12 protein-coding genes are annotated in these 12876 nt (G+C 65.3%); all 12 read left to right on the top strand.

Annotated features, from left to right (window positions below; translation table 11 throughout):
• The 12 genes from NCR35_RS28215 (at nucleotide 1) to tssG (ending at nucleotide 12874) form a co-directional block, all read left to right on the top strand.
• Nucleotides 1-939, top strand: coding sequence for an ABC transporter permease (locus NCR35_RS28215; RefSeq protein ID WP_250537203.1), 939 nt, complete (start codon nucleotides 1-3; stop codon nucleotides 937-939).
• Complete coding sequence (locus tag NCR35_RS28220; RefSeq protein WP_250537204.1) at nucleotides 936-1778, top strand: ABC transporter permease; 843 nt, start codon at nucleotides 936-938, stop codon at nucleotides 1776-1778. Before NCR35_RS28215 ends, NCR35_RS28220 begins: the two co-directional genes overlap by 4 nt.
• A complete protein-coding gene (gene nikE / locus NCR35_RS28225) occupies nucleotides 1775-3526 on the top strand; it encodes a nickel ABC transporter ATP-binding protein NikE (protein ID WP_250537205.1) in 1752 nt (583 codons plus the stop codon). The genes NCR35_RS28220 and nikE overlap by 4 nt, the downstream gene beginning before the upstream one ends.
• Nucleotides 3527-4147: 621 nt before the next feature.
• Entirely contained in the window at nucleotides 4148-5161 is a 1014-nt protein-coding gene (locus NCR35_RS28230; RefSeq protein ID WP_250537206.1) for a hypothetical protein, read from the top strand.
• A 94-nt stretch (nucleotides 5162-5255) separates the two neighbouring features.
• Complete coding sequence (locus NCR35_RS28235; RefSeq protein ID WP_250537207.1) at nucleotides 5256-5759, top strand: DUF3455 domain-containing protein; 504 nt, start codon at nucleotides 5256-5258, stop codon at nucleotides 5757-5759.
• Nucleotides 5760-5842: 83 nt separating this feature from the next.
• Nucleotides 5843-6865 carry a type VI secretion system protein TssA gene (gene tssA, locus NCR35_RS28240; RefSeq protein ID WP_250537208.1) on the top strand — a complete coding sequence of 341 codons (1023 nt, stop codon included), beginning with the start codon at nucleotides 5843-5845 and terminating at the stop codon, nucleotides 6863-6865.
• A 37-nt stretch (nucleotides 6866-6902) separates the two neighbouring features.
• Nucleotides 6903-7427, top strand: coding sequence for a type VI secretion system contractile sheath small subunit (tssB, locus tag NCR35_RS28245; RefSeq protein ID WP_250537209.1), 525 nt, complete (start codon nucleotides 6903-6905; stop codon nucleotides 7425-7427).
• 10 nt (nucleotides 7428-7437) lie between these two features.
• Nucleotides 7438-8955: a type VI secretion system contractile sheath large subunit gene (tssC, locus tag NCR35_RS28250; RefSeq protein ID WP_250537210.1), complete on the top strand. Its 1518-nt coding sequence runs from the start codon at nucleotides 7438-7440 to the stop codon at nucleotides 8953-8955.
• A 50-nt stretch (nucleotides 8956-9005) separates the two neighbouring features.
• Nucleotides 9006-9497 (top strand): Hcp family type VI secretion system effector, encoded by a 492-nt coding sequence (locus tag NCR35_RS28255; RefSeq protein ID WP_250537211.1) that lies wholly within the window; start codon nucleotides 9006-9008, stop codon nucleotides 9495-9497.
• Between the two features lie 13 nt (nucleotides 9498-9510).
• The gene (tssE, locus tag NCR35_RS28260; RefSeq protein ID WP_250537212.1) at nucleotides 9511-10014 is read left to right on the top strand and encodes a type VI secretion system baseplate subunit TssE; all 504 of its coding nucleotides are present in this window, start codon (nucleotides 9511-9513) and stop codon (nucleotides 10012-10014) included.
• Nucleotides 10011-11873, top strand: coding sequence for a type VI secretion system baseplate subunit TssF (gene tssF, locus NCR35_RS28265; RefSeq protein ID WP_250537213.1), 1863 nt, complete (start codon nucleotides 10011-10013; stop codon nucleotides 11871-11873). Before tssE ends, tssF begins: the two co-directional genes overlap by 4 nt.
• On the top strand, nucleotides 11858-12874 hold the full coding sequence (gene tssG / locus NCR35_RS28270) for a type VI secretion system baseplate subunit TssG (protein ID WP_250537214.1): 1017 nt from the start codon (nucleotides 11858-11860) through the stop codon (nucleotides 12872-12874). The genes tssF and tssG overlap by 16 nt, the downstream gene beginning before the upstream one ends.
• Nucleotides 12875-12876: the final 2 nt, after the last annotated feature.

Consider the following 12876-nt stretch of genomic DNA (forward strand, 5'->3'; position numbering starts at 1 on the left):
ATGCGCAGACAGATTGCGACGCGCCTGATGACAGGATTGCTCGTGCTGTGGCTCGCGGCGTCGGTGGCTTTCGTCGCGATACATGCGCTGCCGGGACGCATCGAGGACGTGCTCGCGGGCGATCTCGCGTATCCCGGCTTGCGCGAGGCGATCGCCGCGCAGTGGGGCCTGGATCACAGCCTGCCGTGGCAATACGGGCAATTCTTGCTGCGGCTCGCGCATGGCGATCTCGGCACGTCGTTCGTGATGCAGCAGCCGGTGCTCGACCTTCTGCGCAGCCAGCTTTGGCCGACGATGCAACTCGCGTTGTCTGCCGGCGCGCTCGCGCTCGTGCTTGCCATTGTGGTGGCGACGGTGACGGCGGGCGGCGAGGGCACGCGCGGGGCGTGGGGCGCGCTCGGTGCGCGATGCGCGTCGCTGATCGAGCTCACGTTCACGTCCACGCCGGTGTTCTGGCTCGGCATGTTGCTGCTGATCGCGTTCTCCTTCCAGTTGCGGCTCTTTCCCGTATCGGGCGCGAACGGCTGGCGCGCGCTCGTCCTGCCCGCCGTGACCCTGGCGTTGCCGACCGCCGGGATTCTTTCGCAGGTGATGCGTGAATCGATTGAAGCGGCACTGGCGAAACCATTCGTCACGACGATACGCGCGCGCGGCGTGTCCGAACTCGTCCTGCGCGCGCGCCATGTGCTGCGCCATGCGTTGCTGCCGGTCGTGACGCTCGGCGGCTGGCTGATCGGCAGCCTGCTCGGCGGCGCGGTCATCACCGAGAAAATGTTCGGCAGGCCTGGCATCGGCAGCGTGACGCTCAACGCGGTGACATCGCAAGACGTGCCGGTGGTGCTGGCCGTCGTGCTGCTCGCGGCGTTCGTGCATGTCGTCATTTCGACGTTGCTCGACATCGCCTATCTCTTCATCGATCCGAGGTTGCGCAGACAATGAGCACCGTGATATGTACCGCATTCGCGCGGGGGCGCGCACCGCTACCGGCGAGCGTGATGATCGCCGTGGCGTTTCTTGTCGCGCTCGGCATGGCGATGGCCTTTCCGCGCATCGTGACGCCGTTCGATCCGCTCGCGAGCGACGTCGCCGCGACGCTGCAGCCGCCGGACGCGCAGCACTGGTTCGGCACCGATCGCATCGGCCGCGACGTGCTTTCCCGCGTGATACACGGCGCGCGCTATTCGTTGCTGATCGGACTCGCGAGCATGATCGTGAGCCTTGCGATCGGGCTCGTCGTCGGCCTCTTTGCGGGCTTGTCGAACCGTCTCGCCGATGAAGCCGCGTCGCGCGTCTTCGACGTGCTTTCCGCGTTTCCGCCGATCCTGTTGTCGCTCTTCGTGGTGACCTTCCTCGGACAGGGCATCGTCAATATCGCCATTGCCGTGGGCATCGCGGGCATTCCGAAGTTCGGGCGCGTGCTGCGTTCGCAGGCGCTCGTCGTGCGCCACGCGGACTACGTCACGCACGCGGTGAGCTTCGGCCTCTCGCGCACGCAGATTTTCTTTCGCCATGTGCTGCCGAACGTGCTCGTCGCGGTGCCGGTCATCGCGACGATCGATATCGGCAGCGCGATCATCGCCGTGTCAGGGCTGAGCTTTCTCGGGCTGGGTCCGCAACCGCCGACGCCCGAGTGGGGCGTGATGCTCGCCGAAGGACGCGACGTGTTGCGCGTCGCGTGGTGGCCGAGCGTGTTTCCGGGCATGGCGATCACGTTGACCGTCTTGTCGTTCGCGGTCATCGGCCGCTTCCTGCAACGCAAGTTCGAGGTGCGCGCATGAAGCCGCAGGCATCGATGACGGACCGGCCGCTCGTGGAGATTCGCGGGCTGTCCATCGGTTTCGCGAATGCGCACGGCGGCACGCCGCTCGTGCAGGGCGTCGATCTGACGATCCGGCCCGGCGAATGCGTCGCGCTCGTCGGCGAGTCCGGCTCGGGCAAGAGCCTCACGGCGCGCAGTCTGATCGGTCTGGCGGGGCGCGGGGCGCGGATCACCGCGGAACGCTTCGAGATCGCCGGACGCGATGCGCTCGCGTTCACCGAGCGCGACTGGCGTGGCTTGCGGGGTCCGTTCGCCGGACTCGTGATGCAGGACGCGCTCGTCTCGCTCGATCCGCTGCGCACGATCGGCGCGGAGATCGAGGAGGTGCTCGCGCATCATCGCGTGCTGCGCTCGCGCGCCGATAGACGTGCGCGGGTGCACGACGTGATGACGGATGTGGGCATTCCCGAACCGGCGATGCGTGCCCGGCAATACGCGCACGAACTCTCGGGCGGCCTGCGGCAGCGCGCGCTGATCGCGTCGGCGATCGCGGCCGGCCCGGCGCTCGTTATCGCGGACGAACCGACCACCGCGCTCGATGTGACCGTGCAGGCGCAAGTGCTCGCGGTGCTCGGCGAGCGTCTCGCGCAGGGCATCGGCGTCTTGCTCATCAGCCACAATCTTGCGGTGGTCGCGGGCATCGCGGATCGCGTGCTCGTGATGCACGGCGGCAAGGTCGTCGACAGCGGCGCGACGCGGGACGTGCTGCAGCATCCGTCGCACGACTACACGCGGCAGTTGCTGGCCGCGCAGCCATCGCTTGAGTCGCGCGGGCATCGGCTGAGTTCGGCGCGCATGGCGGTCACGACGCGCGGAGCGATGCCGGCGATCGTGCGCGATCAACTGCCGCCTCGGGCGGCCCCGTCAGATCGCGCGGTGCTCGATGTGGCAGGCATCGGCAAGTCCTATGCACGGCGCGGCGGGGGTCGCGGCCAACGCTTCACCGCGCTCGACGATGTGTCGTTTCGCGTGCGCGAGGGCGAGGTGCTTGGCATCATCGGCGAATCGGGATCGGGCAAGAGCACGTGCGGGAATATCGTGCTGGGGCTGCTTACGCCGGATCGCGGGGCCGTGCGTTTTCTGGGGCGTGAATGGAACGGCGCCGGTATCGGCGAGCCGGCGCGTAGCGCGCTGCGCTCGCGCATGCAATATATCCCGCAGGATCCGTTGAGTTCGTTCGACCCGCGGCATGCCGTGCGCGAATTGCTGTCCGAGGGGCTGCATTCGCGAGGTCTTTCGAAGGCGGGGGTCCTCGATCGCAGCGTCGAATTACTGGAGCAGGTCGGGCTGAGTGCGGCGTATCTGGACCGGCGGCCGGCGTCGCTTTCTGGCGGGCAGCGGCAGCGCGTGGCGATCGCGCGGGCGCTTGCGCCGGAGCCGGCGCTGATCGTCTGCGACGAGCCGGTTTCTGCGCTCGATGTTTATGTGCAGGCGCAGGTGCTCGATCTGCTGGTGTCCTTGCAGGCCCGTCATGCGACCGCGCTGCTCTTTATCTCGCATGACCTCGATGTCGTGGGCCATCTGTGCGATCGAGTGCTCGTTCTCAAGTCCGGGCGCGTCGTGGAGGAGGGCGACGTGGAGGCGGTGTTCGCGCATCCACGGCACGCCTATACACGATTGCTGACGGCATCGGCGCCGACTTTGCGGCATGAGCGTGATGAAACATACGATGAGGCCGTGTCCCTCGCGCGAGAACCGATGCCTTGATGGGGGGCGTCATGGGTGGCGCGTTTGAATCACGGTTTCGACAATCGGGCCGGAACTACGAACGGCCACGTCTAGTCGGGATTGGGTGGCGCCATCCGAAATCCGCTTACCGGAAAACGGTCATTCGCCGGGAGCAGGCAACTCTGACACCGTACAGCCGACGCAGGCGGCTGGGGTTCGAAGCGATGTACACACAGACGCGTGCCAACGCGTGGACCTCGTCAGCACGAGAGACAGAAGGCTCTCTGTCAGCGCACCGGTAGGTTCGCGCCCGTCCGTCGATCTAATCCGACGAGGTAATTAGCATAACGAACGAACCCACAATCACCACGTCTATGTAGTGTACATGGGCCGCGCGGCGGTGACCGAGACGCCGGCCGCGCAGCTTTTGGTGCTCAAGTCGGGCATGTATTCGCAGGCCGGTGTTCGTGCGCATCTTGGGCTGGCTCGTCGAGTGCGATAGCCGTGGCGATGAGTTCCAACTACGGGCTCTTGACGTTCGAAAGTAACGCGGTCGGCGTATTCCCCGGACTCGAAAGCCGAGAAATGAGCCGAGAATACACGGAATAAGGTTGCTCCGTCGGATGTTCTGAATGTGCCATCTGAACGGAGGAACGCGAATTGACCGATGAGAAGCGTAACGCCACGCCCGCTGACATAAGCCCCGATTCCCTTGACCGATTCGCCAGAAAGACCGCTTCCGCATTGCGTGCACGAGTCGCCGAGAAACCGCAGCGGGGCATGTTCGGCAACGGTGAACTCTGGCGCGAACATCAAAGGGACAATGGACAGATCGAGTCCATCGACAAGCTTTCGCGCGCGAATCTCGCTCGCCTGCGCGCCAACTTGAAGCGGCTTAGCCCGCTCGAGCACGACTTCGTTACTAAGTTCGACAAGCGGCCGTTCTACGCGACCCACTTCACACCCGCGGAGCGTGACAGCGGCGGGGAAACCACGTTGTATTCGCGCAAGAAGCTGCTCGAACAGCGCATCACGTTCGACCTGTTACATTCGCAGGCAGCCGATCTCGCCCAGGCGGCCAACGACGACTACGTGTTCTTCTCGCTCGAATGTGGCCGCACGCCGAAGAAGGCGAGCAGCCGGTTCGGAGACGTGCTGTACCGTTTCGATCTTGCATCCTCGCGGGTCGGCTCGCGCTTCGAACATGCGTGGCTGAGCCTCAACGACATGGTCGCACCACCCGACAACGGTCTCCGGCGCCGCGTTCCCGGACTCCCTGAGAGCGATTACCGGACGGTCAATAACGCAGTCGACGTTTACAACAAGCCGACCTATGTCTTCTCGGGCGGCTCGATGATGGTGGGCGTGGCGTTATCGATCGTGGAACTCACGCGCGACTTGAGCGTGGATTCGCAGCGCAAGCTCCTTTCCGCGCTATCCGACGATGACACCGACAAAACCCTGAACGGCCTGTTCAGGCCGGAACTCAAGCTGGCGCGGTTCCTCATCACCGACGAGTTCGAAAAGCATCTGGATGAGACCAGCGGCGCGGCACCGCCGTCGCCTTCGTCGCCTCCCGCATCGCCGACCTACATGGACATTCTGGACGCGTACCACGGTGGGCGCAGTCCCGGCTCGGATTCGGACTCGGCCTCGAATTACAGCCAGGATTAGATGGAATAGCCTTCGGGGCTCGGGTGTTATGAAAGGGCCAGCGCAAGTCCCACACGCGTGGCGGCTTCCAAACAGGGATTCAGGAGAGCACGAGATGAACGGTCTGTCACGCACCATGCACGCCTTGAGCGGCGTCACTTTCATGATCGTCGCGTGCGGCCCGGGCGCACAGGCGGCGTCGATCGATTTGCCCGATGCCCAGCCGCTGCTGCGAACCACGGCGTCGGGCGAGCAGATCTATTCATGTGAATATGGCGCGGACCGCGTGCTCGGCTGGCTTTTCAAGGTGCCGCGTGCCACGCTTTCCGACGAGAGCGGCGCACCCGTCATCGAGCATGGGGCGGGACCGTCCTGGCAAGCCGGGGATGGCAGCCGGATCGAAGGCCGCGTGCTGGCACAGCGTCCGAGCAAGACGCCGAACAGCGTCCCCGAACTGCTGCTCGAAACGCGCTCGACGGGCACGCCAGGATTGCTGGCTTCGGTACGTCGCGTGCAGCGCGTCGATACGATCGGGGGCGCGAAGCCGCAAACATCGTGCACGCAGGAGCACGAGTTGGCCGGTTCGCCTTATACGGCCACCTACATCTTCTATCGATAGAGCATCCCGTCGAACCTGAACCGGAATAAATCGTTATTAGACGATTAGGACAACGTACTGAACGATCGCATCCCAAAGCTGACATGAACACCGAGCTCATTACCCATCAGAGCTGGAATCGCTGGCTCGCACCGCTCACGGACGATGCCCCCTGCGGGCCCGACCTCGAGTACGACCCTCAGTTTCGCGAGTTCGAAGAGGCGATCGAGGGCCGTCCGGAAGCAGAGTACGGCGCGACGCTCGTCGCCGCAGTGCCGCCCGACTGGACCGTCGTGGACTCGCTCGGCACGGCGCTGATGGAGCGCACACGGGACCTGCGTGTGATCGTGCCGCTGGTGCGTGCCCGTCTGGCTCGCCAGGGCGTCGAAGAACTGAGCGATGGGCTCGCGCTCACGGTCGCGCTGCTCGAACAGCAATGGCAGCACGTGCATCCTCAACTGGATGCAGGCGACGCCGACGATCCCACGGCGCGCGTCAATGCGCTTGCCGCATGGGTCGATCCCGCTGGCTTGCTGGCCGAACTGACGGACACGCCGCTGTCGGGCCAGGAGCAGCCGGTCACGCTGCGCGAATGGGCATACGCCAGCGGCGATGGCCACGCACCGGATGGTCGCGCGGTGCGCAGCGCGTCGGAGATGGAGGCGGCGATCGCGGCTACACCTGAAACATCGCTGCGCGCGAAGGCTGCATTCGATGCCGCGGCCGCTCACGTCGAGGCCATCGAAGCGCTTCTGTCGGCGCGTGTCGACGCGGCACGGACGCTCGATCTCGCTCCGTTGAAGACGCTATTGGAGCGGGCGAGAGCGCTTTTCGCCGGGTGTCTCGGGAATCGCGCGGATGCACCCGTGCCGGGCGAGGGCGTATCAATCGCGGCCGGCGCGGGCGATGTCATCAACAGCCGCGCCGACGTGGCGGCGACGCTCACGCGCCTGTGCGAGTACTACGCGCGTCAGGAGCCCGCGAGCCCCGTGCCGCTGCTGCTCGGGCGCGCCATCACGCTGATCGACAAATCGTTTGTCGATCTGATGAAGGACCTCGCGCCGGAAGGGCTGGCGCAACTCATCCAAGTGGTCGGCGTATCGGCGGTCGAGTCGTTGGACGACTGAGCCTCACGCCGCGCTTTTCAACCAGGAGCACCGACAGATGGCCAAAGAGAGCAGTCAGAAATTCATCGCGCGCAATCGCGCGCCGCGTGTGCAGATCGAGTACGACGTCGAAGTGTACGGCTCGCAGAAGAAAGTCAATCTTCCTTTCGTGATGGGCGTGCTGTCCGACTTGTCGGGGCAGCCGCAGGAGGATCTGCCGCCTGTCGCGGAGCGCAAGTTCTTCGAGATCGATATCGACAACTTCGATGAACGCCTGCGTTCGATGAAGCCCCGCGTCGCCATGCAGGTCGACAACACGCTGACGGGCGAAGGAAAGATCGGCGTCGACATGACCTTCGAGAGCATGAACGACTTCGAGCCCGCCGCGATTGCCCGCAAGGTGGAACCGCTCGCGAGGCTGCTCGAAGCACGCAGTCAGTTGCGCAACCTGCTGACCTACATGGACGGCAAGACCGACGCCGAGAACCTCGTCGCGCGGCTGCTCGACGACCCGGCGCTCATGAGTTCGCTGGCCGCCTTACCCAAGCCCGGCGAGCATGCCGAAACCCAGGATACCGAATAAGGGAACGACGATGGCAGAAACCAACTTCGATCAATCCGTCGAGCGCGATGGGCAACCAGCCTACGAAGCCGGCGACGCAAGCCCGTCCGGCGAGTTCCAGCAACTCCTGCAGAAGGCGTTCCGTCCTCGCTCGGACAAGGCCCGCGAAGCGGTCGAAAGCTCGGTGCGCACGCTTGCCGAGCAGGCGCTGCTCGACACGCAGCGCGTGTCCGACGATGCGCTCGCGACCATCGAAGCGCTGATTGCGCGTATCGACGAAAAGCTGAGCGCGCAGATCAACGTGATCCTGCATGCGGAGCCTTTCCAGAAGCTCGAAAGCGCATGGCGTGGCCTTCACTATCTCGTCACCAACACCGAAAGCGACGAGAGTCTCAAGCTGCGCGTGATGAACGTCTCGAAGGAAGACCTGCACCGTTCGTTGCGCAAGTACAAGGGCGTGGCATGGGATCAGAGTCCGCTCTTCAAGCGGCTCTACGAAGAGGAATACGGCCAGTTCGGCGGCGAGCCGTACGGTGCGCTCGTGGCCGACTATTACTTCGACAACAGCGGCCCCGACGTCGATTTCCTCACGCAGATCGGCAGGGTATCGGCAGCGGCGCACGCACCGTTCATCGCCGGTGCGGATCCTGCCGTCATGCTGATGGATTCGTGGCAGGAGCTTGCGAACCCGCGCGATCTCACCAAGATCTTTCAGACGCCCGAGCACGCCGCATGGCGGTCGCTGCGCGATTCCGAGGACTCGCGCTACATCGGCCTCGCCATGCCGCGCTTCCTCGCGCGCACGCCCTATGGCGCGAAGACGAGTCCGGTCGACGCGTTCGATTTCGAGGAAGACACGGCGGGCACGGATGCATCGAAATACGCGTGGGCGAATGCCGCCTATGCCATGGCCGCCAACATCAACCGCTCGTTCAAGACGTGGGGATGGTGCTCGCGCATTCGCGGCATCGAGTCCGGTGGCGCGGTCGAGAACCTGCCGGTCCATGCATTCCCGACCGACGACGGCGGCGTGGACATGAAGTGCCCGACGGAGATCGCCATCAGCGACCGCCGCGAGGCCGAACTCGCGAAGAACGGTTTCATGCCGCTCGTGCACCGGAAGAATTCCGACTTCGCGGCATTCATCGGTGCCCAGTCGCTCAACAAGCCGATCGAGTACGAAGACCCCGACGCCACCGCGAACGCGAATCTGGCGGCGCGTCTGCCGTATCTGTTCGCGTGCGGCCGCTTTGCGCACTACCTGAAGTGCATCGCGCGCGACAAGGTGGGCAGCTTCAAGGAGAAGGACGAGATGCAGCGCTGGCTGCAGGACTGGATTCTTCAGTACGTGGACGGCGATCCCGCGAACTCGTCGGAAGAGACCAAAGCGCGCCGGCCGCTGGCCGCGGCGGAAGTCGTCGTCGAGGAAGTGGAGGGCAATCCGGGCTACTACACGTCCAAGTTCTTCCTGCGGCCGCACTACCAGCTCGAAGGCCTGACGGTGTCGTTGCGGCTCGTCTCGAAGCTGCCTTCCGCAAAAGCCGCCTGAACGGCACGCACTCTTTAGCGCAGTCAATCAATTCTCGATAAGGAAACCTCATGGCAGTCGATATTTTTCTGAAGCTGGACACGGTCAAGGGCGAATCGCTGGATTCGAAACACAAAGACGAGATCGACGTGCTCTCGTGGAGCTGGGGCCTGTCGCAATCGGGGACCATGCACCTCGGCACGGGCGGCGGCGGCGGCAAGGTCGCGGTGCAGGACCTGACCATCACGAAATACACCGACCGCGGCACGCCGTCGCTCATCTCCGCCTGCGCCACCGGCAAGCACTTCCCGACCGGCAAGCTCACGGTGCGCAAGGCGGGCGGCACCAAGCCACTCGAGTACTACACCATCGAGCTCGAAAAGATCATCGTGACGAACTACGCGACCGGGGGCTCGGACGCCGAAGATCGCTTCACGGAGACGGTGACGCTCAACTTCGAGAAGTTTCACGTGACCTATCAGCAGCAGGACCCGAGCACCGGGTCGGCGCAGGGCGGCGTGGTGGAGAGCAAGTGGAACATCCCCGCCAACGCGACCGCGTAAGCGAGGCATCCGCATGAGAAACGCGGACAGAGTGCGGTCGTCGCTGCTCGACCGTCTGACCGATCATGCGCCCGGCGCATCACGCGAAGGGCGCGAGCACCGGGCCAGTTCGGCGCGCGCGCAACGCCTGAGCGTGATGCGCGATATCGGCTGGCTGCTCAACGCGCAGGGTATCGCGTCGGCGCAGGATATCGCGCGTTTTCCGGAAGTCGCCGCATCGGTGCTCAACTTCGGCTTCGCGGACCTCGCCGGCAAGAGCGCGTCGAACGTCGATGTCGGACGCATCGAACGGCTGATGAGCGACGCCATCGGCGCGTTCGAGCCGCGCATCGTGCCCGGCACGCTGCGGGTGCGCGCCATGCAGTCGGACGACGCGGCCATCCAGCACAACGCGCTGGCCTTCATCGTGGAAGCGGATCTGCATGCGCATCCCGTGCCGGAGCGCCTCTATTTGCGCACCGAGCTGGATCTGGAAGCAGGCAAGGCCAAGGTATTCGAAGGAGCCATCGAGCGATGAACCCCGACCTCATCCAGTACTACAGCCGCGAACTGCAGCATATCCGCGAAATGGGCGGGGAATTCGCGCAGGCGTTTCCGAAGATCGCGGGACGGCTGGGCCTCGAAGGCTTCGAATGCGCCGACCCTTACGTCGAGCGTCTGCTGGAAGGTTTCAGCTTTCTCGCCGCCCGCGTCCAGATGAAGATCGACGCGGAGTTTCCACGCTTCACGCAGCATCTCGCGGAACTGGTCTATCCGCACTATCTGGCGCCGACGCCGGCGATGACCGTCGTGAACGTGCAGCCTGACATGACGCATCCCGCGCTCGCCGAGGGCGTGCCCGTGCCGCGCGGCACCGCCTTGCACGGCCGGCTCGACGGTGAACGCGCGACGCGCTGCGAATTCCGCACCGCGCATGGGTTGACGCTGTGGCCCGTCGAAGTCTCGGCGGCGCGGCTCTTCACGCATACCGGCGCGATGCCGGGCATTGAAGCGCGCCTGCCTCGCGGCGTGAAGGCGGGCCTGCGTCTGACCTTGCGCGCGGCCGGCGGGCGCAAGCTGCGCGACCTGGCGATCGAGCGTCTGCCCATTTATTTGCGCGGCAACGATGGCGTCGCCGCGAAGCTCTACGAGTTGCTGATTGGCTCGACGCTCGGCGTCGTGGCGGGCGATGCCGTGCTGCCGGCCTCCGCGCTGCGCCCGCTCGGTTTCAGTGACGAGGAAGCGTTGCTGCCGGTGAGCGAGCAATCGTTTCCGGGCTATCGGCTGCTGCAGGAGTATTTCGCCTGCCCGCAGCGTTTCATGTTCGTCGGTATCGACGGACTGCGTGCTCGACTGGCGCGTTGCGACGAGAGCGAGATCGAACTGATCGTGCTGCTGTCGCGCGCGGACACCGCGCTGGAACAGGTCGTCGATCAGGCGAATTTCGCGCTGCATTGCACGCCGGCGATCAATCTGTTCCCGCGCCGCGCCGATCGCATCGCCGTGACGGGCGAGCAGTTCGAATATCACGTGGTCGTCGATCGCACGCGGCCTCGCGATTTTGAGGTGGTCCGCATTCAGGGCGTGACGGGATACCGTGCGGGCGGCGGCGAGATCGCATTCCAGCCGTTCTACCGCATGCGCGATCTCGGCATCGACGATCCCGATGCCGCGTTCTATCAGGTGCGTCGCGAGAAGCGTCTGCCGTCGGCGCGCGAGAACGAGCGCGGCATCCGGCCTGCCGCGCGTTCCTCCTATGCGGGCAGCGAAACGTGGATTGCGCTCGTGGACAAGCGCGAGTCGCCTTATCCCGCCGATCTTCATCAGCTCGGCATCAGCGTGCTGTGCACCAACCGCGATCTCACGCTGACCATGCCCCTCGGACGCGGCGAGACCGATTTCACGCTGGAACTGGAAGCGCCCGTCGCGGCCGTGCGCTGCGTGGCCGCGCCGAGCCGTCCGTTGCCTTCGTACGCGCAGGGCGCGGTCGCATGGCGGCTGCTGAGCCATCTGTCGCTGAACCACGGCTCCCTCGTGGACGATGCCGACGGCAGCGGCGCGCGCGCCATGCGCGATCTGCTCGCGCTCTACGCGCCCGAAGGCGACAGCGCGGCCGCGCGTCAGATCGATGCGCTGCGCTCGATTCGCTCGAACGCAGTCACGCGCCGGTTGCCCTCGCGCGGCCCGATCGTATTCGGGCGCGGCCTCTCGCTCGACGTGCTGCTCGACGAGAGCGGATTCGAAGGTGCGAGCGCGTTTCTGTTCGGCGCGGTGCTCGCGCGCTTCTTCGAGCAATACGTCTCGTTGAACGCCTTCACGGAAACCATCGTGTCGTCGGTGACGCGCGGTGAAATCATGCGCTGGGCGCCGGAGAGCGGACGATGCCGGACGCTGTGACCTTGTTCGAACGCTTCGCCGCCGATGCGAACCGCTTCGACTTCTTCCAGGCGGTCAGGCTCATCGACGCGGCTCATCCGGCCTGCCCGCGCACCGGCGCGTCCCTGCGTCCGCGCGACGATGCGGTGCGTTTCGGCCAGGAACCGGAGTTGATCTTCTTTCCGACCACGCTGAAGCACTTCGTCGGCATGCAGGCGCAGCCGCCCAGGCTCGTCGTCAACTTCTTCGGCCTGCTCGGACCGAACGGCCCGATGCCCACGCATCTGACGGAATACGTGCGCGATCGCGCGCGCAATGCGGGCGATCCGACCTTCGCGCGCTTTCTCGATGTGTTTCATCACCGCATGACGTCGCTGTTCTATCGCGCATGGGCGGCCGCGCAGCCGGTCGTCAGTCTGGATCGCCGTGACGACGATCGCTTTTCGTCCTATGTCGGCACGGTGTTCGGGCTCAATCAGCCATCGCTGCGCAACCGCGACTCGGTGCACGACTTCGCCAGGCTGCATTTCGCCGGGCTGCTGGCGGGGCCGACGCGCCATGCCGCCGGCTTGCGGCTGGTGCTGTCGCGTTATTTCGGGCTGCCGGTGGAGGTGACGCAGAACGTCGGTCACTGGCTGAAGCTGCCCGACGAGGCACGCTCGCGCCTCGGCGCGTCCGACGACGGCGCGCGCATGGGCGTCGGCACGATGCTCGGCGCGCGCGTGTTCGATCGCCAGCACAAGTTCCGCATCGTGCTCGGCCCGCTTTCGCTGCACGACTACGCGCGTTTCCTGCCGGATGGCGCGAGCCTCGTGCGCCTGGTCGACTGGGTGCGCTTCTATGTGCGCGACCCGCTCGAATGGGACGTGAATCTGCAATTGCAGCGCGCGGACGTCCCGCGTCTCGCGCTCGGGCGGCATCGGCGACTCGGCTACACGACCTGGCTGCATGCGCGCCCGCCGAGCCGCGACGCGACGCAGCTCATGCTTCGGCCGCTCGCCTCATCTCATGCAAAGGACTAGCT

It is taken from the genome of Caballeronia sp. AZ10_KS36, from assembly GCF_023631105.1.
Taxonomy (GTDB): domain Bacteria; phylum Pseudomonadota; class Gammaproteobacteria; order Burkholderiales; family Burkholderiaceae; genus Caballeronia.

What these genes read in the sequence shown, in the direction of transcription:
- NCR35_RS28215 (WP_250537203.1), top strand. Translation starts at nt 1, where the DNA reads ATGCGCAGACAGATTGCGACGCGCCTGATGACAGGATTGCTCGTGCTG.
- NCR35_RS28220 (WP_250537204.1), top strand. Translation starts at nt 936, where the DNA reads ATGAGCACCGTGATATGTACCGCATTCGCGCGGGGGCGCGCACCGCTA.
- nikE (WP_250537205.1), top strand. Translation starts at nt 1,775, where the DNA reads ATGAAGCCGCAGGCATCGATGACGGACCGGCCGCTCGTGGAGATTCGC.
- NCR35_RS28235 (WP_250537207.1), top strand. Translation starts at nt 5,256, where the DNA reads ATGAACGGTCTGTCACGCACCATGCACGCCTTGAGCGGCGTCACTTTC.
- tssA (WP_250537208.1), top strand. Translation starts at nt 5,843, where the DNA reads ATGAACACCGAGCTCATTACCCATCAGAGCTGGAATCGCTGGCTCGCA.
- tssB (WP_250537209.1), top strand. Translation starts at nt 6,903, where the DNA reads ATGGCCAAAGAGAGCAGTCAGAAATTCATCGCGCGCAATCGCGCGCCG.
- tssC (WP_250537210.1), top strand. Translation starts at nt 7,438, where the DNA reads ATGGCAGAAACCAACTTCGATCAATCCGTCGAGCGCGATGGGCAACCA.
- NCR35_RS28255 (WP_250537211.1), top strand. Translation starts at nt 9,006, where the DNA reads ATGGCAGTCGATATTTTTCTGAAGCTGGACACGGTCAAGGGCGAATCG.
- tssE (WP_250537212.1), top strand. Translation starts at nt 9,511, where the DNA reads ATGAGAAACGCGGACAGAGTGCGGTCGTCGCTGCTCGACCGTCTGACC.
- tssF (WP_250537213.1), top strand. Translation starts at nt 10,011, where the DNA reads ATGAACCCCGACCTCATCCAGTACTACAGCCGCGAACTGCAGCATATC.
- tssG (WP_250537214.1), top strand. Translation starts at nt 11,858, where the DNA reads ATGCCGGACGCTGTGACCTTGTTCGAACGCTTCGCCGCCGATGCGAAC.